The sequence below is a fragment of the Stenotrophomonas sp. CCNWLW57 genome, from assembly GCF_037203925.1.
Lineage (GTDB): Bacteria > Pseudomonadota > Gammaproteobacteria > Xanthomonadales > Xanthomonadaceae > Stenotrophomonas > Stenotrophomonas rhizophila_A.
Genome location: NZ_JBBCBJ010000005.1, coordinates 20,122 through 43,425 on the forward strand (window position 1 = coordinate 20,122; position 23,304 = coordinate 43,425).

General features: G+C 66.9%; 25 protein-coding genes. 19 read left to right on the forward strand and 6 right to left on the reverse strand.

Annotated features, from left to right (window positions below; all coding sequences use genetic code 11):
- Positions 1–28: 28 nt before the first annotated feature.
- Complete coding sequence (gene ugpC, locus V9K91_RS12860) at positions 29–1,123, forward strand: sn-glycerol-3-phosphate ABC transporter ATP-binding protein UgpC (protein ID WP_093534519.1); 1,095 nt, start codon at positions 29–31, stop codon at positions 1,121–1,123.
- 80 nt (positions 1,124–1,203) lie between these two features.
- Here the strand turns inward: ugpC and V9K91_RS12865 are convergent, their stop codons facing one another.
- Positions 1,204–2,067 (reverse strand): folate-binding protein, encoded by an 864-nt coding sequence (locus V9K91_RS12865; RefSeq protein WP_249834068.1) that lies wholly within the window; start codon positions 2,065–2,067, stop codon positions 1,204–1,206.
- A gap of 39 nt (positions 2,068–2,106) precedes the next feature.
- Between V9K91_RS12865 and V9K91_RS12870 the strand changes: the two genes are divergently transcribed.
- The 10 genes from V9K91_RS12870 (at position 2,107) to V9K91_RS12915 (ending at position 9,117) form a co-directional block, all read left to right on the forward strand.
- Complete coding sequence (locus tag V9K91_RS12870; protein ID WP_210132290.1) at positions 2,107–2,280, forward strand: DUF1674 domain-containing protein; 174 nt, start codon at positions 2,107–2,109, stop codon at positions 2,278–2,280.
- 57 nt (positions 2,281–2,337) lie between these two features.
- On the forward strand, positions 2,338–2,730 hold the full coding sequence (gene sdhC, locus V9K91_RS12875) for a succinate dehydrogenase, cytochrome b556 subunit (protein WP_068851002.1): 393 nt from the start codon (positions 2,338–2,340) through the stop codon (positions 2,728–2,730).
- Complete coding sequence (gene sdhD, locus V9K91_RS12880; RefSeq protein ID WP_068851005.1) at positions 2,727–3,113, forward strand: succinate dehydrogenase, hydrophobic membrane anchor protein; 387 nt, start codon at positions 2,727–2,729, stop codon at positions 3,111–3,113. The genes sdhC and sdhD overlap by 4 nt, the downstream gene beginning before the upstream one ends.
- Positions 3,114–3,143: 30 nt before the next feature.
- The gene (gene sdhA, locus V9K91_RS12885; RefSeq protein WP_249834069.1) at positions 3,144–4,934 is read left to right on the forward strand and encodes a succinate dehydrogenase flavoprotein subunit; all 1,791 of its coding nucleotides are present in this window, start codon (positions 3,144–3,146) and stop codon (positions 4,932–4,934) included.
- Positions 4,935–5,018: 84 nt separating this feature from the next.
- Positions 5,019–5,804 carry a succinate dehydrogenase iron-sulfur subunit gene (locus tag V9K91_RS12890; protein WP_093534163.1) on the forward strand — a complete coding sequence of 262 codons (786 nt, stop codon included), beginning with the start codon at positions 5,019–5,021 and terminating at the stop codon, positions 5,802–5,804.
- Between the two features lie 149 nt (positions 5,805–5,953).
- Positions 5,954–6,202, forward strand: a complete 249-nt coding sequence (locus V9K91_RS12895; RefSeq protein ID WP_095364171.1) for a succinate dehydrogenase assembly factor 2 — start codon at positions 5,954–5,956, stop codon at positions 6,200–6,202.
- A gap of 52 nt (positions 6,203–6,254) precedes the next feature.
- Entirely contained in the window at positions 6,255–6,590 is a 336-nt protein-coding gene (locus tag V9K91_RS12900) for a hypothetical protein (RefSeq protein ID WP_249834070.1), read from the forward strand.
- A gap of 34 nt (positions 6,591–6,624) precedes the next feature.
- Entirely contained in the window at positions 6,625–7,866 is a 1,242-nt protein-coding gene (locus tag V9K91_RS12905; protein ID WP_184124046.1) for a lipoprotein-releasing ABC transporter permease subunit, read from the forward strand.
- On the forward strand, positions 7,859–8,572 hold the full coding sequence (gene lolD / locus V9K91_RS12910) for a lipoprotein-releasing ABC transporter ATP-binding protein LolD (RefSeq protein WP_068851023.1): 714 nt from the start codon (positions 7,859–7,861) through the stop codon (positions 8,570–8,572). The genes V9K91_RS12905 and lolD overlap by 8 nt, the downstream gene beginning before the upstream one ends.
- An 86-nt stretch (positions 8,573–8,658) precedes the next feature.
- Entirely contained in the window at positions 8,659–9,117 is a 459-nt protein-coding gene (locus V9K91_RS12915) for a DUF6491 family protein (protein WP_093534169.1), read from the forward strand.
- 14 nt (positions 9,118–9,131) lie between these two features.
- Here V9K91_RS12915 and V9K91_RS12920 read toward each other — a convergent pair whose 3' ends face one another.
- The 4 genes from V9K91_RS12920 to htpG all read right to left on the reverse strand — a co-directional run bounded on the left by V9K91_RS12920 (position 9,132) and on the right by htpG (position 13,934).
- Positions 9,132–9,401, reverse strand: coding sequence for an oxidative damage protection protein (locus V9K91_RS12920; RefSeq protein WP_249834071.1), 270 nt, complete (start codon positions 9,399–9,401; stop codon positions 9,132–9,134).
- A 3-nt stretch (positions 9,402–9,404) separates the two neighbouring features.
- The gene (mutY, locus tag V9K91_RS12925; protein ID WP_336443342.1) at positions 9,405–10,502 is read right to left on the reverse strand and encodes an A/G-specific adenine glycosylase; all 1,098 of its coding nucleotides are present in this window, start codon (positions 10,500–10,502) and stop codon (positions 9,405–9,407) included.
- Complete coding sequence (ftsY, locus tag V9K91_RS12930) at positions 10,502–11,806, reverse strand: signal recognition particle-docking protein FtsY (protein ID WP_093534173.1); 1,305 nt, start codon at positions 11,804–11,806, stop codon at positions 10,502–10,504. The genes mutY and ftsY overlap by 1 nt, the downstream gene beginning before the upstream one ends.
- A gap of 229 nt (positions 11,807–12,035) precedes the next feature.
- A complete protein-coding gene (gene htpG, locus V9K91_RS12935) occupies positions 12,036–13,934 on the reverse strand; it encodes a molecular chaperone HtpG (RefSeq protein WP_249834073.1) in 1,899 nt (632 codons plus the stop codon).
- Between the two features lie 117 nt (positions 13,935–14,051).
- Here htpG and rsmD point away from each other — a divergent pair, with 117 nt between their 5' ends.
- From rsmD to V9K91_RS12965, 6 genes are all read left to right on the forward strand, one after another.
- Positions 14,052–14,657, forward strand: coding sequence for a 16S rRNA (guanine(966)-N(2))-methyltransferase RsmD (gene rsmD / locus V9K91_RS12940; protein ID WP_095364176.1), 606 nt, complete (start codon positions 14,052–14,054; stop codon positions 14,655–14,657).
- Between the two features lie 7 nt (positions 14,658–14,664).
- The gene (coaD, locus tag V9K91_RS12945; RefSeq protein ID WP_093534179.1) at positions 14,665–15,174 is read left to right on the forward strand and encodes a pantetheine-phosphate adenylyltransferase; all 510 of its coding nucleotides are present in this window, start codon (positions 14,665–14,667) and stop codon (positions 15,172–15,174) included.
- Between the two features lie 45 nt (positions 15,175–15,219).
- The gene (locus V9K91_RS12950) at positions 15,220–15,711 is read left to right on the forward strand and encodes a hypothetical protein (RefSeq protein ID WP_068851048.1); all 492 of its coding nucleotides are present in this window, start codon (positions 15,220–15,222) and stop codon (positions 15,709–15,711) included.
- A gap of 127 nt (positions 15,712–15,838) precedes the next feature.
- On the forward strand, positions 15,839–16,120 hold the full coding sequence (locus tag V9K91_RS12955; RefSeq protein WP_068851051.1) for a YfhL family 4Fe-4S dicluster ferredoxin: 282 nt from the start codon (positions 15,839–15,841) through the stop codon (positions 16,118–16,120).
- Entirely contained in the window at positions 16,117–17,862 is a 1,746-nt protein-coding gene (ggt, locus tag V9K91_RS12960; RefSeq protein ID WP_249834075.1) for a gamma-glutamyltransferase, read from the forward strand. Before V9K91_RS12955 ends, ggt begins: the two co-directional genes overlap by 4 nt.
- A 79-nt stretch (positions 17,863–17,941) precedes the next feature.
- Complete coding sequence (locus tag V9K91_RS12965; protein ID WP_068851057.1) at positions 17,942–18,829, forward strand: MBL fold metallo-hydrolase; 888 nt, start codon at positions 17,942–17,944, stop codon at positions 18,827–18,829.
- Between the two features lie 11 nt (positions 18,830–18,840).
- Here V9K91_RS12965 and upp read toward each other — a convergent pair whose 3' ends face one another.
- A complete protein-coding gene (gene upp, locus V9K91_RS12970; RefSeq protein WP_068851060.1) occupies positions 18,841–19,476 on the reverse strand; it encodes a uracil phosphoribosyltransferase in 636 nt (211 codons plus the stop codon).
- A gap of 157 nt (positions 19,477–19,633) precedes the next feature.
- Between upp and V9K91_RS12975 the strand changes: the two genes are divergently transcribed.
- Entirely contained in the window at positions 19,634–22,183 is a 2,550-nt protein-coding gene (locus tag V9K91_RS12975; RefSeq protein ID WP_336443343.1) for a TonB-dependent receptor, read from the forward strand.
- Entirely contained in the window at positions 22,183–23,295 is a 1,113-nt protein-coding gene (locus tag V9K91_RS12980) for a phytase (RefSeq protein WP_336443344.1), read from the forward strand. The genes V9K91_RS12975 and V9K91_RS12980 overlap by 1 nt, the downstream gene beginning before the upstream one ends.
- Positions 23,296–23,304 lie beyond the last annotated feature (9 nt).

Sequence of the window (23,304 nt, forward strand, 5' to 3'; positions counted from 1 at the left end):
CGGCAGCGGGCGGACTGGAATGGGTGATATGGCAAAAGTGCAGTTGCAGGGCGTGCGCAAGGTGTACGACAACGGCCAGGTGGCCGTCCAGGGCGCGACCTTTGAAGTGGCCGATGGGGAATTGATGGTCCTGGTGGGGCCGTCGGGGTGTGGCAAGTCGACCCTGCTGCGCATGGTCGCCGGCCTTGAGGAAATCAGCGGTGGCACGCTGAGCATCGGCGACCGCGTGGTCAACGACGTGGCGCCGAAGGACCGTGATATCGCCATGGTGTTCCAGAGCTATGCGCTGTATCCGCACATGACCGTGGCCGAGAACCTGGCCTTCGGCCTGAAGCTGCGCGGCCACGACAAGGCGACCATCGCCAAGCGCGTGAACGAAGCGGCGCAGACGCTGGGCCTGACCGAGATGCTCGACAAACTGCCCAAGGCGATGTCCGGCGGCCAACGCCAGCGCGTGGCGCTGGGGCGTGCGCTGGTGCGCGAACCGGCGGTGTTCCTGCTCGATGAGCCGCTGTCGAACCTGGATGCCAAGCTGCGCCACAGCGTGCGCACCGAGATCGCGCAGCTGCACCGCAAGCTGGGCACCACGATGATCTACGTGACCCACGACCAGGTGGAAGCGATGACCCTGGGCCAGCGGATCGTGGTGCTCAAGGACGGGGTGATCCAGCAGATCGACACGCCGATGGCGCTGTACGACCGCCCGGCCAACCTGTTCGTGGCCGGCTTCCTCGGCAGCCCGGCGATGAACGTGCTTCGCGGCACGCTTCAGCGCGTGGATGGCGGGGTAGTAGTGCAGGAAGGCACGCTGCGCGCGCCGCTGGGCGCTGCGACCATCGACCCGTCCTGGATCGGGCGGACGTTGGCGGTCGGGGTCCGGCCGGAGCATCTGCAGCCGGCCGTGCCGGGCGATGCCGGCGCGTTTGAAGCGACCATCGACGGCATCGAGCCGGTGGGCAACGAGATCTTCGTCAACATGACCCATGGCGACCAGGCGCTGGTGATGCGCGTGGCGCCGCAGGCATTGCCGGCGGTGGGTGGCACGATCCGCGTGGCGATCCAGCCGCAGGGGCTGCATTTCTTCGATGCGGATTCCGGCGAGCGGTTGAACCACGACGCGTGATGGATCCGGTCACGACCAACGGTCGTGACCTACCGGGAAATGGACAGTTGGTAGGACACGACCGTTGGTCGTGTCGCCCGTCAGCGGGCGAGGCCTTCCAGCAACGGAACGCCGTGGGCTTCGGCGCCGCCAACGCTCAATGCCCCCTCGGCCATCTCCAGCGGCAGCACCGCCAGGGCCAGGTCTCCGGCCACGCTCGCCACCGTGCCAACGGCGGCGCCGTTCTGCTCGACCTTCGCGCCACTGGCGGTGCCGTCGGCCACGCGCAGCAGCTGCAGGGCGCGCTTTGCCTTGCCCAGGAAATGGGTGCGGGCCACGATTTCCTGGCCCGGGTAGCAGCCCTTCTTGACGCTGTAGCCGTTCAGGCGGTCCAGCCCCAGCTGCTGCGGGGTCCAGGTTTCGCGCTGGTCGGCGTCCAGGCGCGGCACGCCGTAGCGCAGGTCGGACTGGCGCCAGGCCAGTTCGAACGCGGCATCGGCCGGCGATGCATCCGCGGGCGCGGGTGCGATCTTCAGGGTGCGCGGCAACGCATCGCTGCCCACATCCAGCTCCAGCGCGTCACCCTCCAGCGCAATTGCCGCGCCAGACGCCGCTTCCGGCGCGGTGAAGCTGCCGGCCACGGCCAGATCGGTGCGCACCTCGATCTTGACCTTGCGACGGAACACGAAGCGCTGTAACTGCGACGCAATCGCATCGGCGTCGCCGTCGGCCAGCACCAGCAGCACGTGCTCCTGGTCCAGCTTCAACAGCTGAAACACAGCAAGGGTGCGGCCCTTGGCGCTCAGCCAGGCGCTCCACTGCCAGTGCCGCACGGGCAGGGCGGTGACATCGCTGGCGAACTGGGCATGGGCGAACGCCGCCGCATCCACACCGCGCAGGCTGAGCAGCGCGTGACCGGAAAGGCGCGGAAAACCACTGAAATCGAAGGGCAGGTTGTCAGGCACGTGAACGGGGTCTAAAATTTGTGCGTTGCGAGACCACCCATGATAGGCCAAACAACCCCCACTCCCGATATCGATCCTGAAGCCCCGCTGGTACCGGAGGAGCAGCCGCTCGCCGTTACGCCGGTGGTGCCTGTGGAGATCGGTGGCCGCGGCGGACTGGATCCGGTGCGGTATGGCGATTGGGAGAAAAACGGACGCTGCATCGATTTCTGATCAGCATTGAGCCAACGCGGCAATTGTGCCGCCCAGCCGAGACAACGAGCCCAGCGAATGGCCGCCAGAGAACGTCCCCTTTCCCCGCACCTTCAGGTGTATCGCTGGCAGATTCAGATGGCCACCTCGATCCTGCATCGAGCCACCGGCATCTTTCTGTCTGTTGGAGCCCTGATCATCGCTGGCGGCCTGCTCGCCCTGATGATGGGTCCTGAATCCTGGAACTGCTTCACCGGCCACGCCGGCAGCTGGTACGGAAAGCTGTTCCTGTTCGCCTGGACCTGGTCCTTCGCCTACCACCTGTGCAATGGCATCCGCCATATCGTGCAGGACTTCGCGATCGGCTTCAGCATTCCGGCCTTCGTGCGCAGCAGCTGGATGTCGGTCATCGCCAGCCTGGTGATCACCGCGCTGGTCTGGGCCTATGTCTTCATGGGAGCGACCGCATGAACAAGTTCCGTACCCCGTTGAAGAACGTGCGTGGCCTTGGCGCGGCCAAGACCGGCACCGAGCACTTCGTGCTGCAGCGCCTGACCGCCACCGCGCTGGTCCCGCTGACCATCTGGTTCCTCATCTTCGTGCTGAGCCTGGTCAACGCCGATTACGTGACCGCCGCCGACGCGGTGTCCAAGCCGTGGAACGCGGTGCTGCTGGTGGGCTTCCTGGTGGCCATGTTCTGGCACGCCCAGCTGGGCCTGCAGGTCGTGCTGGAAGACTACATCCATAATTCGTTGCTGGCCCTGGCGCTGCAGACCACGGTGAAGTTCATTGCCGTGCTGGGCGCGATCGTCAGTGTTTTTGCGGTCGCCCGCATTGCGCTCGGCGTTGCCTGAGTCAGGCACCAAGACAGGAATCCAGAGTAGATGTCCGCTTACAAGATTACGGAACACAAATACGACATGGTCGTGGTGGGGGCCGGCGGCGCCGGCCTGCGTGCCACGTTCGGCCTGGCCGCCAAGGGCCTGCAGACGGTCTGCCTGACCAAGGTCTTCCCGACCCGTTCGCACACCGTGGCCGCGCAGGGCGGTATTTCCGCCGCGCTGGGCAACATGGGTGAAGACGACTGGCGTTACCACTTCTTCGACACCATCAAGGGGTCGGATTGGCTGGGCGACCAGGACGCGATCGAATACATGTGCCGCGAAGCGATTCCGGCCATCATCGAACTGGAACACTACGGTGTGCCGTTCAGCCGCACCGAAGACGGCAAGATCTACCAGCGCCCGTTCGGCGGCATGACCACCAAGTACGGCGAAGGCCCGTCCGCGCAGCGCACCTGCGCCGCCGCCGACCGTACCGGCCACGCCATGCTGCACACGCTGTACCAGCAGTCGCTGGCGCACAACGCGCGCTTCATGATCGAGTACTTCGCGCTCGACCTGATCTTCGATGAGGAAGGCGTGTGCCGCGGCGTGCTCGCGCTGGACATGGCCGACGGCTCGCTGCACCTGTTCCGCGCCCACGGCGTGGTGCTGGCCACCGGCGGCTACGGCCGTGCCTACTTCAGCGCCACCTCGGCCCACACCTGCACCGGCGACGGCGGCGGTCTGGTCATGCGTGCCGGCCTGCCGATGCAGGACATGGAGTTCGTGCAGTTCCACCCCACCGGCATCTATGGTGCGGGCTGCCTGATCACCGAAGGCGTGCGCGGCGAAGGCGGCATCCTGCGCAACAGCAACGGCGAGCGCTTCATGGAGCGCTACGCACCGCATTACAAGGACCTGGCCTCGCGCGACGTGGTGTCGCGTTCGATGACCATCGAAATCCGCGAAGGCCGCGGCGTCGGCGAGCACAAGGACCACATCCTGCTCGACCTGACCCACCTCGGCCCGGGCGTGATCGACGACAAGCTGCCCGGCATTGCCGAAAGCGCGCGGATCTTCGCCGGCGTGGACGTGCACAAGCAGCCGATCCCGGTCATCCCGACCGTGCACTACAACATGGGTGGCATCCCGACCAACTACCACGGTGAAGTGGTGCGCAAGGTCGGCGACAACCCCGATGCCGTGGTGCCGGGCCTGTACGCCATCGGCGAAGCGGCCTGCGTGTCGGTGCACGGCGCCAACCGCCTGGGCTCCAACTCGCTGCTCGACCTGGTCGTGTTCGGTCGTGCGGTGGCCAACCGCTGCGCCGACACCATCAAGCCGGGCCAGCCGCACAAGACGCTGGCGTCGGATTCGTGCGACAAGGCGCTGGGCCTGCTGGACAAGCTGCGTTACGCCAACGGCGACACCCCGACCTCGGTCATCCGCGACCGCATGCAGCGCACCATGCAGAACGACGCGGCGGTGTTCCGTACCAGCAAGACGCTGGAAGAGGGCTGCGCCAAGATGTCGGAGATCTTCGACTCCTTCCAGGACGTCAAGGTGTCGGACCGTTCGCTGGTGTGGAACTCGGACCTGATCGAAACCTACGAGCTGAACAACCTGCTGCTCAACGCGGTGGCGACGATCAACTCGGCCGAACAGCGCAAGGAAAGCCGTGGCGCACACGCGCACGAGGACTTCCCGGACCGCGACGACGTCAACTGGCAGAAGCACACGCTGGTCAATGTCGACGACAACGGCAAGTGCAGCTTCGATTACCGCCCGGTGCACATGTACACGCTGAGCAAGGACGTGGACGTGGTCCCGCCCAAGCCGCGCGTCTACTAAGCGCCATGCGGATCGACTTCCTCACCTTCCGAGCCAGCCGCGCCTGCATTGCAGCGCGAGCCGCCTGAGCCAACGAGAACAGCCATGGCCGAGTTTTCCCTCCCAAAGAATTCCAAGATCGGAAAGGGCAAGCACTTCCCCGCCAAGAGCGGTGCGAAGAACACCCGTACCTTCAAGATCTACCGCTGGAGTCCAGACGACGACAGCAACCCGCGGACCGATACGTACGAGATCGATCTGGACGCCTGCGGCCCGATGGTCCTGGACGCGCTGATCAAGATCAAGAACGAGATCGACCCGACCCTGACCTTCCGCCGTTCGTGCCGCGAGGGCATCTGCGGTTCGTGCGCGATGAACATCGACGGCACCAACACGCTGGCCTGCACCCGTGCCATCGCCGACTGCGGCAAGGCCGAAGTGCCGATCTACCCGCTGCCGCACATGAGCGTGATCAAGGACCTGGTACCGGACCTGACCCACTTCTACGCGCAGTACGCCTCGATCAAGCCGTGGATCCGCACCCAGACCCCGCCGCCGCCGGACCGTGAGCGCCTGCAGTCGCCGGAAGACCGCAAGAAGCTGGACGGCCTGTACGAGTGCATCCTGTGCGCGTGCTGCTCGACCAGCTGCCCGAGCTACTGGTGGAACGGCGAGCGTTACCTGGGCCCGGCGATCCTGCTGCAGGCCTACCGCTGGATCGTCGACTCGCGCGACGAAGACACCGGTGCGCGCCTGGACGACCTGGAAGACCCGTTCAAGCTGTACCGCTGCCACACCATCATGAACTGCGCCCGGACCTGCCCGAAGGGCCTGAACCCGGCGCTGGCGATCGCCGAGATCAAGAAGCTCATGATGGCGCGCCGCGCCTGATCGTAGAGCCACGCCCCGCGTGGCTGCCAAGGCATGACGGCGGAGCCGCGCCCCCTTGACATAGGGGGCGCCTTTGTTTTGAGCGCGTCGCCACGCGCCCGTGTACTGCCGCGCACCCGGATGACGTGCTCCAGTCTGGAATGACCGAAATGGACGAAGCCACCCTCCTCAAGAAACTCCGCTGGCGCTGCCGCCGCGGCATGCGCGAGCTCGACCAGCTTTTCGAGCGTTACCTCGACCGCGAATGGGCCACTGCACCCACCGAAGAGCGCGAGGTTTTCCTGCGGCTTCTCGACTGCGAAGACGATAAGTTGTGGCGCTGGTTCATGGGTTACGAGGTATGCCCGGATGCCGAGCTCACCGACCTCATCGCCCGGATCCGCGCCCTGCCGGCTTGAGTGGCGCCCCTCGCGCTGGCAGGTTGCCGCGCACGTTCTGTTTGCGCTGCTGATGCCTTGGGTAGCCACGGCCAGCGCGCTGCCGTCCGCCGCGCAGTGGCCGCTGGGCCTGGCGGCCGGGGCGGGGACCGCCTGGCAGGGCTGGCGCCATGCCCGCCGACGGCCGCAAGCCTTCGTGATTCCGCCCGGCGACAGCCCGGCCCAGGTCGATGGCGAACCGGTGGAAGGGATCTCCCTGCATGACCGCGGCCCGCTCCTGCAGCTCAGCTGGCGCCGGCACGGCCGCCGGCAGGCCTGTCTGTTCTGGCCCGACACCCTGCCGCCGCGGCGCCGACGTGAACTGCGACTGGCGATCCGGGCCCGTCCCATTCCGCGTTCACCTCCGTGATGGCACCATAGGGTGAATTGTCCGGCGTACCTGCATGTTCAAACCCATACCAGTAGCCATCGGCCTGCGTTACCTGCGGGCCAAGCGCCGCAACGGCTTCATCTCCTTCATCTCCATGGCCTCGATCCTCGGCATCGCGCTGGGCGTGACCGTGCTGATCACCACGCTGGCGGTAATGAGCGGTTTCCAGAAGGAAATCCGCGACCGCCTGCTGCAGATGACCGCGCATACCACGATCACCGCCGACGGCGCGCCCATGGCGGACTGGCAGCATGCGGTAGAGGTGGCCCACAAGGATCCGCGCGTGGCCGGTGCCGCGCCGTACATCGAGATCCAGGCCATGCTCAGCGGCGCCCGCGTGCAGGGTGCGATCGTGCAGGGCATCGACCCGGCGCTGGAGCCGGCAGTGTCGGTGATCAACACCAAGCTCAAGAAGGGCAGCTTCGACAGCCTGAAGGAAGGCAGCTACAACCTGCTGGTCGGCCAGGAACTGGCGATCTGGCTGGGCGTGGATGTCGGCGACACCGTGCTGGTGACCCTGGCTGAAGTGCAGGGCACCCCGATGGGCGCGATGCCCCGGCTGAAGCGCTTCACCGTCAGCGGCATCTTCGAGGCCGGCTACAACGAAATCGACCGCGGCGTGGCCTACGCCAACATGGCCGACCTCGAGCGCGTGCTGCGCATGGACGGGGTCACCGGCGTGCGCCTGAAGCTGCATGACATGGACAAGGCGCTGGACGTGGGCGTGGACCTGGCCCACAACCTCCGCGGCGGCTACCGGGTCAGCGACTGGACCCAGCAGAACGCCAACCTGTACCACTCGCTGCGCATGGAAAAAGTGGTGATGGGCATCCTGCTCTCGCTGATCATCGCCATGGGCGCGTTCAACCTGGTCTCCTCGCAGGTGATGCTGGTCACCGACAAGCAGGCCGACATCGCGATCCTGCGCACCCTGGGCCTGACCCCGGGCGGGGTGATGCAGGTCTTCATGGTGCAGGGCTCGCTGATCGGCATCTTCGGCACCGTGCTCGGCGTGGTCGGCGGCATCACCCTGACCTTGAACCTGGAGCGCATCCTTGGTGCGATCGAGACCCTGTTCAACGTCAAGCTGCTGCCCGAAGACGTTTATTACATCACCGGCCTGCCGACCGACATGCAGACCCCGGACATCGTCATCATCACGGTCATTGCGCTGGTCATGAGCTTCCTGGCCACCCTGTACCCCGCGTGGCGCGCTGCCCGCACCCAGCCGGCGGAGGCCCTGCGCTATGAATGAGCCGATCAACCGCGGCGACGAAGTGATCCGCGCGCAGGGGCTGGCCAAGACCTACGCCGAAGGCCGCATGCAGACCCCGGTGTTCAACGGCCTGGACCTGAGCGTGGCCGCCGGCGAGACGGTCGCCATCATCGGTGCCTCCGGCGCCGGCAAGAGCACGCTGCTGCACCTGCTGGGCGGGCTGGACACGCCGACCGCCGGCGAAGTGTTCGTGGCCGGCAACCAGATGTCGTCGCTGTCCGACAGCCAGCGCGGCCGCCTGCGCAACCGCGCGCTGGGCTTCGTGTACCAGTTCCACCACCTGCTGCCCGAATTCACCGCGCTGGAAAACGTGATGATGCCGGTGCTGCTCGGCGGCGAGGAGGTGGCCGATGCCCGGTCACGCGCAAAGGCACTGCTGGAATCGGTGGGCCTGGGCCACCGCCTGGAGCACAAGCCGGGCGAGCTGTCCGGTGGCGAGCGCCAGCGGGCCGCCGTGGCCCGTGCGCTGGTCAACCGCCCGGCCTGCGTGCTGGGCGACGAACCGACCGGCAACCTGGACGACAAGACCGCCGCAACCGTGTTCGAGCTGATGCTGGACCTCAACCGCGCCCACCACACCAGCCTGGTGCTGGTGACCCACGACCGCAGCCTGGCGCGCAAGCTGGACCGCGTGCTGGAACTGCGCGAAGGCCGGCTGCACGCCCTGGCCCACGCCGAGGTCTGAGCTGGCAGCTGAACAGCCGCCCGCCCGAACCTGCGGGCCGGCGGCAGCGGGTGCATGATCGCCTTGTTCCCTACTGCGGAGGTGCCATGAAAACGCTTGTCGCCATCGTTGCAATGGGCCTGGTACTGGCCGGTTGTGCCACCGGCCGCCTGAGCAGCGCCGAACGCCTGGAGCTGTACCGCGCGCACGCCGGCCCGCCGCAACCGTCCATGCGGTACTTCGGCTCGCTCAATGGCTGGACCGAACTGGGCGACAGCGCGCTGGCGGTGTGGACCCGCCCCAGCGAGGCCTATCTCATTGAACTGCGCGGCCCGTGCTACGGGCTCAGTTACGCTACCGCGATCGGGCTGACCAGCCAGACCGGGCAGGTGTCATCGCGCTTCGACCGGGTGCTGGTCCGTGATCCCAACCACGGCCCGAGCGTCCCGTGCTTCATCGGCGCGATCCGCCCGCTGGACGTCAAGGCGCTGCGCTCATCGGAGCAGGAAATGCGGCAGGCCCAGGTGCAGGAGCGCGAAGCGGGGCAAACGCCGCCGGCGGAATAGGTCGGTCGCTGCTGTCAGGCCTCGGGGACGAACCCGGCCGGCTTCTCGGCGCCACCGCTGAAGAGGTACTTCACCAGCTCTTCTTCCAGGAACGCGCGATGCTTCGGATCGCGCGGCGACAACCGGTTCTCGTTGATCAGCATCGTCTGGTGCGCCAGCCACGCGGCCCAGGCGGTCTTGCCGATGCCGTTGAAGATGCGCTGGCCCAGCTCGCCGGGATAGGGCACGAAATCCAGCCCATCGGTGTCGCGTTGTTCGTACTGGCAGAAAACGGTGCGGGCCATGGGCTACTCGATCCTCTTCAAAGTCGTTGCAGCGCGTAGTTTACGGCTAGTTCCATTTTCCAGCAGTTTTCGGATCGGCGCGGGCAGGCCCAGACTGGGCAGCTCCTGCGCCGGGACCCAGCGCAGGCCGGGAATGTCATTGCGCAGGCCATCCACCTGCCGCGACAGGATCTGCAGGTGCAGGCGATAGTGGCTGAAGGTGTGCTGCAGCACCGGCAGCTCTTCGGCATCTTCCAGCGAGCCCAGCACATGCGCATCGAACCAGTCCTGCAGCGCGGTGCCGCTGTCGGCCTGCGGCAGCGTCCACAGTTGCGCCCAGATGCCGGTGTCCGGGCGCTTCTGCAGCAGCACGCGGCCCTGTGCATCGCGCAGCAGCAGCGCCACCGCCTCGCGTTCGGGCAGGATCTTGCTGGGCTTCGGGGTGGGCAGCTGGTCGCTGCGGCCTTCGCGGCGCGCCACGCAGTCGTCCTGCAGCGGGCAGATCACGCAGGCTGGCCGGCTGCGGGTGCAGACCGTGGCGCCCAGGTCCATCTGCGCCTGGGTGTAATCGGCCAAACGGCCGCCGGGAACATGCTCCACGTGCAGCTCTGCCAGCGCCCACAACATCTTTTCCACCGCCGGCAGGCCGGGGAATCCTTCGATGCCGTGGTAGCGGGTGAGCACACGCTTGACGTTGCCATCGAGGATCGCGAAGCGGTCGTTCCAGGCCTGGCTGAGGATCGCACCGGCGGTGCTGCGGCCGATGCCCGGCAGTGCATGCAGTGCATCGACGTCGCGCGGCAGCTCGCCGCCGTGCAGTTCGACACAGCGCTGCGCGGCGGCATGCAGGTTGCGCGCGCGGGCGTAGTAGCCCAAGCCGGCCCACTGCGCCATCACCGCGTCGTTGCTGGCGGCGGCGAGGTCGGGCAGGGTGGGGAACACGGCAAGAAACTTCAGGAAGTACGGGATGACCGTGGCGACCTGGGTCTGCTGGAGCATGATTTCCGACAACCACACCCGGTACGGCATGCGCGGATGCTGCCAGGGCAGGTCATGCCGGCCATGGCCGTCGAACCACGGCAGCAGCCGATCGACGAACGCATCGGCGATGGCGGGCGACATCAACCGCCCAGCGCTTCCGGCAGCAACGCATCCACGAACGCTTCCGGATCAAACACGCGCAGGTCTTCGGGGCGCTCGCCGATGCCGGCGAAGCGGATCGGAATGCCGAATTCGCGCGCCAGCGCGAACACCACGCCGCCCTTGGCGGTGCCATCCAGCTTGGTCACCACCAGGCCGGTCACATTGACTGCGGCATGGAACTGGCGCAGCTGCGAGAGCGCGTTCTGGCCGGTGGTGCCGTCAATGACCATCAGCACCTCGTGCGGCGCGCTTTCATCGATCTTGCCCAGCACGCGGCGGATCTTGCCCAGCTCGTTCATCAGCCCGCCCTGGGTATGCAGGCGGCCGGCGGTATCGGCGATCAGCACCTCGGTGCCGCGTGCCTTGCCGGCCTGCAGCGCATCGAATGCCACCGAGGCGGCATCGGCGTTCTGGCCCTGGGCGACCACGGCCACGCCGTTGCGCTCGCCCCAGGCCTGCAGCTGCGCCACGGCGGCGGCGCGGAAGGTATCGCCGGCGGCCAGCATCAGGCTGTGGCCATCGTCCTTGAAGCGCTTGGCCAGCTTGCCGATGGTGGTGGTCTTGCCGACGCCGTTGACGCCGACGGTGAGGATCACGAACGGCTTTGCGCTGCGGTCGATCACCAACGGGCGGGAGACCGGCTGCAGGATCGCGATCAGGTCGGCGCGCAGCGCCCTCAACAACGCGTTGGCGTCGGTGAATTCGCGCGCCTTCATGCGCTTGCGCAGGCCTTCCACCAGTGCGGTGGTGGCACCCACGCCGACATCAGCCGTGATCAAGGCGGTTTCCAGCTCATCGAGCAGGTCGTCGTCGAGCTTGGGGTTGCGCGAGAACAGGCCGCCGAAGCTGCGCGCGATGACGCTGTTGCGCAGGCGGTCTCGCCAACCGGTCTTGCCGGGCGCGGCGGGTGCCGCTTCATCGAAGGCGGTCGGGGCGGCCAGCGGCTGCACCGCTTCCTGCACGATATCGGTGGCTACCACGACCGGCGCGGGCGGATAGAGCGGGGTGGGTGCCGCCTGCACGGCTTCGATGCGGGGTGCATCGACCTGGGCCGCTGGCGTGCTCACGGGAGCGACTGCGTCGACGCCGGGCGTCGCCACCGGTGCTGCCGGTGCTGCGATGGGCGTGGGCTCGACGGCGGGCGCGGCAGCCGGTACGACCGGCTCGGCCTCAGTGGCGGCGGACGGGAACGCGGCGGCCAGTTCCTCAGCGGTGTAGTGCTGGGTCTTGGGCGCGTCCTGCGGAGCGTCCTGGGGCTTTTTGCGACGGAAGAAACTGAGCATGGGATTCGGCGCTGAAATCAGGGGGATATGCTACCACCCGGGCCCGTAAGGCCCGCGTGGAGCGGCGGACGGGTCGCACGGTGACGGACCGCCTGGGCCGGCCAACGGCCGGCGCTACCGAGACGCATCCGAAGCCCAGGGTTGGTTAACCGCGACCCCAAAGGCCACGCAGCAATTCGTAGCGCCGGCCGTTGGCCGGCCCAAGCGGTGCCGGCCACCACGTACCGCGTTAAACCGACAATTCCAGCAACAGCTTGTTCAACCGGCGCACATAAGCCGCCGGATCCTTCAGCGTATCGCCCGCAGCCAGCGCGGCCTGGTCGAACAGCACCCGGCTCAGGTCGCCGAAGCGGGCGGCATCGGCTTCCTGGTCCAGCTTGCCGATCAGCGGGTGGGCCGGGTTGAACTCGAACACCGGCTTGCTGTCGGGCACCTTCTGGCCGCTGGCCTCCAGGATCTGGCGCATCTGCAGGCCCAGGTCCTGTTCGCCGATGGCGAGGATGGCCGGCGAATCGGTCAGGCGGTGCGACACTCGTACATCGGCCACGTCATCGCCCAGCGCGCCCTTGATCCGCTCGACCAGGCCCTGCTTGTCCTTGGCGGCCTCTTCCTGCGCCTGCTTGTCTTCGGCCGTTTCCAGCGCGCCCAGGTCGAGGTCGCCACGCGCCACATCCACGAACGACTTGCCGGCGAACTCGGTCAGGTAGCCCATCAGCCACTCGTCGATGCGGTCGGTGAGCAGCAGCACTTCGATGCCCTTCTTGCGGAACACTTCCAGGTGCGGGCTGTCCTTCACCTGGGTGTGGCTGTCGCCGGTCAGGAAGTAGATCTTGTCCTGGCCTTCGATCATGCGGCCGATGTAATCGGCCAGCGACACGTTCTGCTCGCCGCTGGCGTCATGGGTGGAGGCGAAGCGCAGCAGGCCGGCGATCTTCTCGCGGTTGTTGAAGTCTTCGGCGGGGCCTTCCTTCAGCACCTGGCCGAACTGCTTCCAGAACCCGGCATACACCTCGGGCTTGTCGGCGGCCAGCTTTTCCAGCATGTCCAGCGAGCGCTTGGTCAGCGCCGACTTCATCGAATCGATGACCGGGCCGGACTGCAGGATTTCGCGCGACACATTGAGCGACAGGTCGTTGGAATCGACCACGCCCTTGATGAAACGCAGGTACAGCGGCAGGAACTGCTCGGCCTGGTCCATCACGAACACGCGCTGCACGTACAGCTTCAGGCCCTTGGGCGCGTCGCGGTGGTACAGGTCGAACGGCGCGTGGCCGGGCACGTACAGCAGCGAGGTGTACTCGAGCTTGCCTTCGACCTTGTTGTGGCTCCATGCCAGCGGGTCCTGGTGGTCGTGCGCGGCGTGCTTGTAGAACTCCTGGTACTCGGCGTCGCTGATCTCGGTGCGCGGGCGGGTCCACAGCGCACTGGCGCGGTTGACGGTCTCCCACTCGACTTCGGCCGGGGCGTCGTCGCCGTGGTGTTCCCTGGCCATCTGGATCGGCAGGCCGATGTGGTCGGAGTACTTCTTGATGATGCCGCGCAGGCGCCAGGCATCGGCGAAGTCCTGCTGGTCATCCTTGAGGTGCAGCACGATGCGGGTGCCGCGTTCCGGTTTGTCGATGGTTTCCACGTCGAACTCGCCCTCGCCACGCGAGGACCAGTGCACGCCTTCGCTGGCCGGCAGGCCGGCGCGGCGCGAGTACACGTCGACCTGGTCGGCCACGATGAAGGCGCTGTAGAAGCCGACGCCGAACTGGCCGATCAGCTGCGAGTCCTTCTTCTGGTCGCCGGACAGCTGGCGCAGGAAGTCGCCGGTGCCCGACTTGGCGATGGTGCCCAGGTGGGCGACGGCCTCGTCGCGGCTCATGCCGATGCCGTTGTCGTCGATGGTCAGGGTATGCGCCTGCGGGTCGACGCTGACCTGGATGCGCAGTTCACCATCGCTTTCGAGCAGGCCCGGCTGGGTCAGCGCTTCGAAGCGCAGTTTGTCCGAGGCATCGGCGGCGTTGGAGATGAGCTCGCGAAGGAAGATTTCCTTGTTGGAGTACAGCGAGTGGATCATCAGCTGCAGCAGCTGCTTCACTTCGGTCTGGAAGCCCAGGGTTTCTTTGTGGGTCTGCTCGGTCATCGGGGAGTGCTCCTTGGACGGTGCCGCGCCCGGCGCGGCGGCTGCACAAGGGGTAAGGACGGATTGTCCCGATTTCAAGATGGCAGCGTTTCAATGGGGTCACGGTATTCTTGGCGGATGAATTCACGTTCCCCCGCATCCCACCCCGTAGGCCAGGTCCGCATCATTGGCGGCAAATGGCGCAATACCAAGCTGCCGGTGCCGCTGGCGCCGGGCCTGCGGCCCAGCAGCGACCGGGTCCGGGAAACCCTGTTCAACTGGCTGATGCCGCGCCTGGGCGGGGCCCGGGTGCTGGACCTGTTCGCCGGCAGCGGCGCGCTGGGACTGGAAGCGGTGTCGCGCGGGGCGGCCCAGGCCACGCTGGTGGAGCGCGATGCCGCGCTGGCCCGCCAGCTGCGCGAATCGGTGGCCAGACTGGGCGCCCAGGGCCAGATCGAGGTGGTCCAGGGCGATGCGCTGCACTGGCTGGGCCAGCGGCCGTCGGGGCTGGCCGACATCGCCTTCATCGACCCGCCGTTCGCCGACGGGCTGTGGGAGGCCGTGCTGGCGGGGCTGGGGCCGCACCTGGCGACCGATGCCTGGCTGTACCTGGAGTCGCCGGCCGGGCAGACCCTGCGCCTGCCGCCGGGCTGGCTGCTGCACCGGGAGGGCGGTACCCGCGAGGTCCGCTTTGCCCTGTACAGGCGCGCCACTGCTACACTTTCACCAGATCAGAACGCGTAGCTTCCGCATGACCGCAGCCAACCGCCGCATCGCCGTATACCCGGGCACCTTCGATCCGATCACCAACGGTCACATCGACCTGGTGAACCGGGCCGCGCCGTTGTTCGAGAAGCTGGTGGTCGGCGTGGCGCAGAGCCCGTCCAAGGGTCCTTCGCTGCCGCTGGAGCTGCGGGTGTCGCTGGCGCGCGATGCGCTGGCCCACCACCGCAACGTGGAAGTGCGCGGTTTCGACACCCTGCTGGCACACTTCGTGCGCTCCGAGCAGGGCGGGGTGCTGCTGCGCGGCCTGCGCGCGGTCTCCGATTTTGAATACGAATTCCAGATGGCCAGCATGAACCGCCACCTGATTCCGGAGGTCGAGACGTTGTTCCTGACCCCGGCCGAGCAGCACAGCTTCATTTCGTCCTCGCTGGTCCGCGAGATCGCCCGTCTTGGCGGCGACGTGTCCGGCTTCGTGCCGGCCTCGGTGCTCGAGGCGCTGCGCAAAGTCCGCGAAGCGAAGTCTGGCCCCACGTAAACCCCAAGACCCACACATACCAAGCATCACCAAGAGGGAGACTCCATGAACAACACCATGCGTGCCATGTTGATCGCGTCGTTCGCGCTGGCGTTCACCGCCTGCAAGAAGGAAGAAGCCGCACCGGTCGCCGATGCCCAGCAGGCGCTCGTCGCCCCGGCCAAGGATGACGATGCGGGCTGGAAGAAGTACCTGCAGTCCGTCGCCGTGCAGAACATGGGCAACATCACCAACAGCCCGTTCCTGTACTACCTCTCGCCGGAATCGGATCCGGAGTTCCAGGCCAAGTACGACCGCCAGGTCGAGAGCGCCACCGCTGCTGTCGCCCGTGGCGTGCAGCCGGGCAACATGCTGGCCTTCGGTTCGTCCGCCTCGGGCAAGATGGCCGACATGATCCAGGCCGTGTTCAAGGACGTGTCCGCCGACTCGATGAAGGGTGTGCGCGTGGTGTTCATCGGCCAGGCGGCCGACAACGCCCGCGTCCAGTCGATCGTCCAGCCGACCGGCGCCGAGTACATCTTCGTCGAAGCCAAGTAAGCCGTGCCATGGCGGCCGCGCACGTGTGCGCGGCCCGGGCGGCGTCCTTCGTGGACGCCGCCGTTGACCGGCCCGCGCAGCTGCGCAGGCCGGTTTTCCTCTGCCGGCACTGGCGTGGAGTAACGCCATGTCGCTGAAAATCAATGAGCTCTGCGTCAACTGTGACGTATGCGAGCCCGCCTGTCCCAACCAGGCCATCTCGATGGGTGAAACCATCTACGTGATCGACCCTGCACGCTGCACCGAATGCGTGGGGCATTTCGACGAACCGCAGTGCGTGGTCGTCTGCCCGGTGGAATGCATCGATCCCGATCCGGACATTCCCGAAACCCAGGAAGCGCTGCTGGCCAAGCTGCATGGGCTCCAGCGCGATCATCCCGAACTCTATGTGGAGTCTGCGCCCGAATGAACACCCCCTCCCGTCGCTGGTTGCTGCTGCTCCTGCTGTGGACATCGGCCCTGTGGGCCGCCGAGCCTGCGCCGCAGGCCACGCTGGCCGCGCATCCTGAAGGCGCCGCCATCGCTAGTGGCCATCACCTGGCCACCGAAGCGGGCATGGAGATCCTGGCCAAGGGCGGCAACGCGTTTGACGCCGCAGTAGCGGTGTCGTCCACCCTCGCAGTGGTTGAACCGATCAGCTCCGGCCTGGGCGGCGGTGGCTTCTTCCTGCTGCACGACGCGAAGACCGGCAAGGACGTGATGCTGGACGCGCGCGAGACCGCGCCGGCCGCCGCGACCCCCGAAGCATTCCTGGACGGGAAGGGCGAGCTGGACCGCGACCGGTCGGTGAACGGTCCGTGGTCGGCCGGCATTCCCGGCCTGCCGGCGGCGCTGGTGGAGCTGTCGGCCAAGCACGGCAAGCTGCCGCTGCAGGCGTCGCTGGCCCCGGCGATCCGCATCGCCCGCGAGGGTTTCCCGGTGTATGCGCGCATGGCCAAGGGCTATGCCTCGCGCCGTGAAGTGATGGAGCGCTACCCCGGCACGCGCGAGGTGTACCTGCGCAATGGCAAGCCGATCGCCGAAGGTGATGTGTTCAAGCAGCCGGAGCTGGCGCAGACGCTGGAGCGCCTGGCCGCAGGCGGGTTCGATGGCTTCTACAAGGGCCAGACCGGCAAGCTCCTGCTGGCCGGGGTGAAGCAGGCCGGTGGCAAGTGGACGGCCGACGAGCTGGCCGGCTACCGGGTCAAGCAGCGCGAACCGATCGTGTTCAATTACCGCGACTGGAAGATCACCACCGCCTCGCCGCCGTCGTCCGGTGGCATCGCACTGGCCTCGATGCTGCAGATCCTGGAAGGGTGGGACCTGAAGGCGATGGATCCGGCCCACCGTACCCACCTGGTGGTGGAATCGATGCGCCGCGCGTTCCGTGACCGCACCTTCTTCCTGGGCGATCCGGACTTCGTGCAGATTCCGCAGAAAGTACTGACCAGCCGCGACTACGCCCAGGGCCTGCGCGCCACCATCCACCCGGAAAAGGCCACCCCCAGCGACCTGCTGTCGGGCAACCCGACCCCGCTGGAAGACGACGAGACCACCCACTTCTCGATCATCGACCAACAGGGCAACCGCGTGGGCGCCACCCAGACCGTGAACCTGCTGTACGGCTCGGGCCTGATTCCGTCGGGCACCGGCGTGCTGCTCAACAACGAGATGGACGACTTCGCGCTCAAGCCGGGCACGCCCAACGCGTTCGGCGTGATGGGCTATGCGGCCAACGCGCCCAAGCCGGGCAAGCGCATGCTCAGCTCGATGACCCCGACCTTCATGGAATCGGCCGACAAGGTCGTGGTGCTCGGCACCCCGGGCGGCAGCCGCATCATCACCATGGTGCTGCTGGGCGTGCTGGGCTACGACGATGGCCTCGACGCCCAGCAGGTTGCGGCGTTACCGCGCTTCCACCACCAGTGGCTGCCGGACGTGATCGAGGCTGAAACCGGTGCGTTCGATGCGGGCACCATCCAGCAGCTGCAGGCGATGGGCCACAAGATCGACCTGCCCGGCGACAGCGCCGAAGGCGGGCGCGGCTCCAGCCATGTGTGGGGCAACCTGCAGACGGTGGAGTGGAACCGCCGCAGCAACCAGCTCAGCGTGGGCAGCGACCCGCGCAACCCGGTCGGTTCGGGAGCGGTCGCTCCTGCGGCGGCACGGTAAACCAGAAACCCCGCCACGGCGGGGTTTTTCATGCCGGCGGATAGCGAATTATTAACGCAGCCCGCCGGATAATTTACCGATGAAACTATGGTCCATCCGCGGTAACTCACAGAAGCTCGATGGCGGCGCGATGTTCGGCAATGCGCCGCGTGCGGTCTGGGAAAAATGGGCGGCACCGGACGATCTCAACCGGATCGAACTGGCCTGCCGTGCGCTGCTGGCCAGCCCGTTGGCCGGCAGGACCGTGCTGTTCGAAACCGGTATCGGCGCGTTCTTCGAGCCGAAGCTGCGCGACCGTTATGGCGTGCAGGAACCCAGCCACGTGCTGATCGAATCGTTGCGCGAAGCCGGCTTCGAGCATGAGGACATCGACGTGGTGGTGCTCAGCCACCTGCATTTCGACCACGCTGGCGGCCTGCTGGCGCCGTGGAGCGAAGGCCGCGCGCCGGAGCTGCTGTTCCCCAACGCGACCTTCCTGGTCGGTGCCGAGCACTGGGAACGCGCGCTGGATCCGCACCCGCGCGACCGCGCCAGCTTCATTCCCGAACTGCCGCAGCTGCTGCGCGACAGTGGGCGGCTGGAGATCGTGCAGGGACCGTATTCGCGCACGCTGGGCACAAGCGTGCGTTTCAGCTTCAGCGACGGGCACACCCCGGGCCTGATGCTGGCCGAGATCGTCGGCCCCGAACAGGTGCAGGGCGAGCCGCGCGGTGGCGTGGTGTTCTGTGCCGACCTGATTCCCGGGCGTTCATGGGTGCACGTGCCGATCACCATGGGCTACGACCGCAACGCCGAACTGCTGATCGACGAGAAGCGCAGCTTCCTGGAAGACAAGCTGGCGCGCAACGTGCACCTGTTCTTTACCCATGACCCCGAATGCGCGCTGGCCCAGGTCACCCGCGATGAGAAAGGGCGGTTCGGTACCGCCCACGAACAGGGTGAATTGAAGGCCCGCGCGCTGGCCTGACGGCGCGCGGATCAACCGGCCACGCGGGTCCCGAAGATGCGGTCACCGGCATCGCCCAGGCCCGGCAGGATGTAGCCCTTCTCGTTGAGCCGCGCATCGATCGCGGCAGTGAAGATCTCCACATCGGGGTGCGCCGCCTGCACGGCCGCGATGCCTTCCGGCGCGGCCACCAGGAAAATACCCTTGATCCGCCGCGCCCCGGCGCGCTTGAGCATGTCGATGGTGGCGATCAGGGTGCCGCCAGTGGCCAACATAGGGTCCAGGATCAGCGCATCGCGTTCTTCCAGGCGGCCGGTGAGGCGCTCGAAGTAGGGCACCGGCTGCAGGGTTTCCTCATCACGCTGCAGGCCGACCACGCTGACCCGCGCCGCCGGAATCAGCGACAGCACGCCGCTGAGCATGCCCAGCCCGGCGCGCAGGATCGGCACCACGGTGATTTTCGCCCCCGCGATGCGCTGCACGGTCACCGGGCCGGCCCAGCCGGAAAGGGTGTGCGCTTCGGTGTCCAGGTCGGCAGTGGCCTCGTAGGCCAGCAGGCCGCCCAGCTCGTTGGCCAGCTCGCGGAAGTCCTTGGTGCTCAGGGACGCATCGCGCATCAGGCCGATCTTGTGCTGCACCAGCGGGTGGCGAACTTCGACGATTTTCATGGGAATGCCAACAAAACGGGGAGAACGCCATTTTGCCGCACCGGTGCCATGGCCGGCCATAGCCCGCCCCCGAGCGTCACAATCGCCACCGGTGTCACGTTCATGCAACCTCCCGGACATACCGTGCTGACCCAACCTTTACACCGTTGGGGAAGCCGTGCAGAACAAATCGCCGTTGGGGCTGGCCATCAGCCTGTCGTTGCTGGTCCTGTCCACCGCGCCTGCCGTGGCCGCCGCGAGCGGGGAGCTCGCCGGCGCTGCCGCAGCCACCGAGCTGGACCGGGTGGAAGTGCGCCCGCAGCTGGAATCGCAGACCCGCGCGGTCGACCTCAAGCGCAGCAGCGATGCCATCCAGGACGCGGTATCGTCCGATGCCATGGGCGTCTACCCGGACAAGAACGTGGCCGAATCGCTGCAGCGCCTGCCCGGCGTCAGCGTGACCCGCGACCAGGGTGAGGGCCGTTTCGTGGTGGTGCGGGGCCTGGATGCCAACCTCAACAGCGTCAGCATCGACGGCGTCGCCGTGGGCACGCCGGAAGACTCCAGCCGCGCCGCACCGCTGGACGTGATCCCCTCCGACTCGACCGAACGCCTGCGCGTGGTCAAGTCGCCGACCCCGGACATGCCGGGCGATGCCATCGGCGGCGCGATCCTGGTCGAGTCCGCCTCGGCCTTTGACCGCGACGGGCGCAGCCTGCGCGGCAAGATCGAAGCCAGCCACCAGGAGCTGTCCGGGCACACCAGCCCCAAGGCCGCGTTCAATTACAGCGAAGTGTTCGCCGATACCTTCGGCGTGGCGCTGGGCGTGAACTACCAGAACCGCAGGTTCGAGTCCGACAACAGCGAAGTGGAGTACGGCGAATTCGACGGCGGCAGCGAAGACGAGCTGTTCGCCAACAGCCTGCAGCACCGCAAGTACGAGATCGAGCGCAAGCGCATCGGCGCCAACCTCAACTTCGACTGGCGCCCCAGCGAAGACAGCCAGTACTACCTGCGCACCCTGTACAGCCAGTTCGACGACGCTGAAACCCGCCAGCGCACCATTTTCAACTTCGGCGATGGCGAGGTCACCGCGCTGGGCAACAACCAGTTCCGGGTCGACGACCTGCCGGCCGATGCGATCCAGAAGCGCATGCGCTACCGCACCAAGAAGGAAAACACCTTCGCCACCAGCCTGGGCGGCGAGAACCGCCTGACCAACGCCGTGCTGGATTACAAGGTCGGTTACACCCGTACCGAAGAACGCGTCAACGACGAGATGGAAGCGCGCTTCGAGTACAACGGCGATGACCTGGCCGCCACCGTGGACCAGAACAGCGGGATCCCGCGCTACACGCTCAGCGATGCCAGCTGGATGGACAACGGCAACTACGACTTCGACCGTTTCGTGGTCTCGCCCAAGCGCGTGGACGACAAGGAGCACAGCGCCCAGGTCAACATCCGCTTCGACGGCGACAACAGCAGTTACAAGTTCGGCCTGCTGGGCCGCTGGCGCGACCGCGACGTGGATACCGACGAGCGCGAGCTGCGGGTCGGCCCGGACGTGGCGTTGTCCGACTGGACCACCAGCACCCCCGAGCACCGTGGTGGCAGCCTGGGGCAGGGCATGAGTTCGGACGCGATGCGTCGCTACTGGGCCCGGTTCGGCAGCCAGTACAGCGCCCGCCCGCAGGACGTCGGCGCCAACGCGATGACCTCGCTGGAAGAGGACTACACCGCCAGCGAAGACATCTTCGCCACCTACGCCATGGGCACCTGGGACGTCGGAAACCTGCGCGTCATCGGCGGCGTGCGCGTGGAAAACACCCAGTTCCAGGGCACCGGCAACCAGGTGGACGTGGCCGCCAACGGCCGCAGCTACACCGTGACCCCGCTCACCGCCGACCGCAGCTACACCAACGTGCTGCCCGGCCTGCACCTGCGTTACGATGCCGGCAGCGACTGGGTGCTGCGCGCAGCCGCCAACAAGACCGTGTCGCGCCCGTCGTTCGGCGACATCGCCCCGCGCATCGGCTACAACCGCGGCGACGAGGAAGTGCGGCTGGGCAACCCGGAACTGGATCCGTACGAATCGAAGAACGTGGACCTGTCCTTCGAGCATTACATCGGCAGCACCGGCATCCTCTCGCTGGGCCTGTTCCATAAATCCATCGACGGCTACATCGTCAACACCGTCAGCGACAGCGATCCCGAATACCCCGGCTTCGACGTCACCCGCGTGATCAACGGCGACAAGGCCAAGGTCTACGGCGCCGAGTTCAACTGGCAGCAGCAGCTCAGCTTCCTGCCGGCCGGTTGGGATGGCCTGCTGGTCGGTGCCAGCGGCACCTGGCTGGACACCGATTTCGACCCGGGCCTGGACGGCCGTGCCGACGAGGACTTCACCCTGCCGCGTGCCTCCAAGCACGTGTACAGCGCACACCTGGGTTACGAGAAGGCCGGCTTCAGCACCCGCCTTGCCGCCGTCTACCGCAGCGAGTACCTGGATACGCTGGGCGACAGCCGCGCCTACGACATCTTCGTGGCCCCCAATACCCAGCTCGACTTCAGCCTGGACTACAAGATCACCGCCAACGTGAGCGTGTACGTCGAAGCGCAGAACCTGCTGGACAAGCCGCTCGAGCTGTACCAGGGCGTGCGTTCGCGCACGCTGCAGAACGAAGAGTACGGCCGCACCTACGCGCTGGGCCTGAAGGTGGCCCTGTGATGCGCGCACGCCCCGCACTGGGCCTGCTTGCGCTGGCGCTGCTGGCCGGCTGCAAGCCGGCTGCCGCCCCCGCGCCGACCGCGCCCGCCGTGGACGCCGCCGCAGCCACCACCGGCCGTAACGTGGCTACCGTGGCCGAGGCCTTCCTCACGCCGATGACGCCTGCCGACAACATCGACTCGCCGGCCAGCTGGACCAGCCCGGACGGGCAGGTGTGGCTGATCGCCACCGCCAAGGCCACCGACAAGCTGGTGGTCTATGACGGCCAGACCGGCGCGCACCTGCGCGATGTCGGCAGCACCGGCACCGCGCCGGGCCAGTTCGTCCGCCCCAACGGCATCGCCGTGGTCGATGACCTGGTGCTGATCGTGGAGCGTGACAACCACCGCGTGCAGGTGCTGCAGCTGCCGTCGTTCACCCCGCTGGGGACGTTCGCGGCCGATGACCTGCGCAAGCCGTATGGACTGTGGGTCAACAAGCAGGCCAGCGGCTACGACGTGTACGTGACCGATTCCTACGATGCCGGCGAAGATGCGCAGGGCAATGACGTGCTGCCGCCGCTGGCCGAGCTGGACAAGCGTGTTCGTCGTTACGCACTGCAGGTGGCGAATGGCAAGGCGCAGGCCAGCCTGGTCGGCAGCATCGGCGACACCAGCGAGAAGGGCGCCCTGCGCGTGGTCGAATCGATCTGGGGCGATCCGGCCAACGACCGCCTGCTGATCGCCGAAGAAGACGAAACCTATGCCAGCGAAATCAAGGTGTACTCGCTGCAAGGGAAATTCAGCGGCACCACCTTCGGCCGCGATGCGTTCAAGGCGCAGGCCGAAGGCGTGATGCTGCGCACCTGCGGCAAGGACGGCTGGTGGATCACCACCGAACAGGGCAAGGATCGCAGCGTGTTCCATCTGTTCGACCGCCACACGCTGAAGCATGTCGGCGCGTTCCAGGGCAACACCGTGGCCAACACCGATGGCATCTGGCTGAGCACGGCCGCCTCGCCGCGCTTCGCGCATGGCGCGCTGTACGCCGTGCATGACGACCAGGGCGTGGTCGCCTTCGACTGGGCCAGCGTGGCCAAACAGCTGTCGTTGCCGCTGGAGTGTGCAAAGTGAGCGGTATCC

What these genes read in the sequence shown, in the direction of transcription:
- ugpC (WP_093534519.1), top strand. Translation starts at nt 29, where the DNA reads ATGGCAAAAGTGCAGTTGCAGGGCGTGCGCAAGGTGTACGACAACGGC.
- V9K91_RS12870 (WP_210132290.1), top strand. Translation starts at nt 2,107, where the DNA reads ATGATAGGCCAAACAACCCCCACTCCCGATATCGATCCTGAAGCCCCG.
- sdhC (WP_068851002.1), top strand. Translation starts at nt 2,338, where the DNA reads ATGGCCGCCAGAGAACGTCCCCTTTCCCCGCACCTTCAGGTGTATCGC.
- sdhD (WP_068851005.1), top strand. Translation starts at nt 2,727, where the DNA reads ATGAACAAGTTCCGTACCCCGTTGAAGAACGTGCGTGGCCTTGGCGCG.
- sdhA (WP_249834069.1), top strand. Translation starts at nt 3,144, where the DNA reads ATGTCCGCTTACAAGATTACGGAACACAAATACGACATGGTCGTGGTG.
- V9K91_RS12890 (WP_093534163.1), top strand. Translation starts at nt 5,019, where the DNA reads ATGGCCGAGTTTTCCCTCCCAAAGAATTCCAAGATCGGAAAGGGCAAG.
- V9K91_RS12895 (WP_095364171.1), top strand. Translation starts at nt 5,954, where the DNA reads ATGGACGAAGCCACCCTCCTCAAGAAACTCCGCTGGCGCTGCCGCCGC.
- V9K91_RS12900 (WP_249834070.1), top strand. Translation starts at nt 6,255, where the DNA reads ATGCCTTGGGTAGCCACGGCCAGCGCGCTGCCGTCCGCCGCGCAGTGG.
- V9K91_RS12905 (WP_184124046.1), top strand. Translation starts at nt 6,625, where the DNA reads ATGTTCAAACCCATACCAGTAGCCATCGGCCTGCGTTACCTGCGGGCC.
- lolD (WP_068851023.1), top strand. Translation starts at nt 7,859, where the DNA reads ATGAATGAGCCGATCAACCGCGGCGACGAAGTGATCCGCGCGCAGGGG.
- V9K91_RS12915 (WP_093534169.1), top strand. Translation starts at nt 8,659, where the DNA reads ATGAAAACGCTTGTCGCCATCGTTGCAATGGGCCTGGTACTGGCCGGT.
- V9K91_RS12920 (WP_249834071.1), bottom strand. Translation starts at nt 9,401, where the DNA reads ATGGCCCGCACCGTTTTCTGCCAGTACGAACAACGCGACACCGATGGG.
- mutY (WP_336443342.1), bottom strand. Translation starts at nt 10,502, where the DNA reads ATGTCGCCCGCCATCGCCGATGCGTTCGTCGATCGGCTGCTGCCGTGG.
- ftsY (WP_093534173.1), bottom strand. Translation starts at nt 11,806, where the DNA reads ATGCTCAGTTTCTTCCGTCGCAAAAAGCCCCAGGACGCTCCGCAGGAC.
- htpG (WP_249834073.1), bottom strand. Translation starts at nt 13,934, where the DNA reads ATGACCGAGCAGACCCACAAAGAAACCCTGGGCTTCCAGACCGAAGTG.
- rsmD (WP_095364176.1), top strand. Translation starts at nt 14,052, where the DNA reads ATGAATTCACGTTCCCCCGCATCCCACCCCGTAGGCCAGGTCCGCATC.
- coaD (WP_093534179.1), top strand. Translation starts at nt 14,665, where the DNA reads ATGACCGCAGCCAACCGCCGCATCGCCGTATACCCGGGCACCTTCGAT.
- V9K91_RS12950 (WP_068851048.1), top strand. Translation starts at nt 15,220, where the DNA reads ATGAACAACACCATGCGTGCCATGTTGATCGCGTCGTTCGCGCTGGCG.
- V9K91_RS12955 (WP_068851051.1), top strand. Translation starts at nt 15,839, where the DNA reads ATGTCGCTGAAAATCAATGAGCTCTGCGTCAACTGTGACGTATGCGAG.
- ggt (WP_249834075.1), top strand. Translation starts at nt 16,117, where the DNA reads ATGAACACCCCCTCCCGTCGCTGGTTGCTGCTGCTCCTGCTGTGGACA.
- V9K91_RS12965 (WP_068851057.1), top strand. Translation starts at nt 17,942, where the DNA reads ATGAAACTATGGTCCATCCGCGGTAACTCACAGAAGCTCGATGGCGGC.
- upp (WP_068851060.1), bottom strand. Translation starts at nt 19,476, where the DNA reads ATGAAAATCGTCGAAGTTCGCCACCCGCTGGTGCAGCACAAGATCGGC.
- V9K91_RS12980 (WP_336443344.1), top strand. Translation starts at nt 22,183, where the DNA reads ATGCGCGCACGCCCCGCACTGGGCCTGCTTGCGCTGGCGCTGCTGGCC.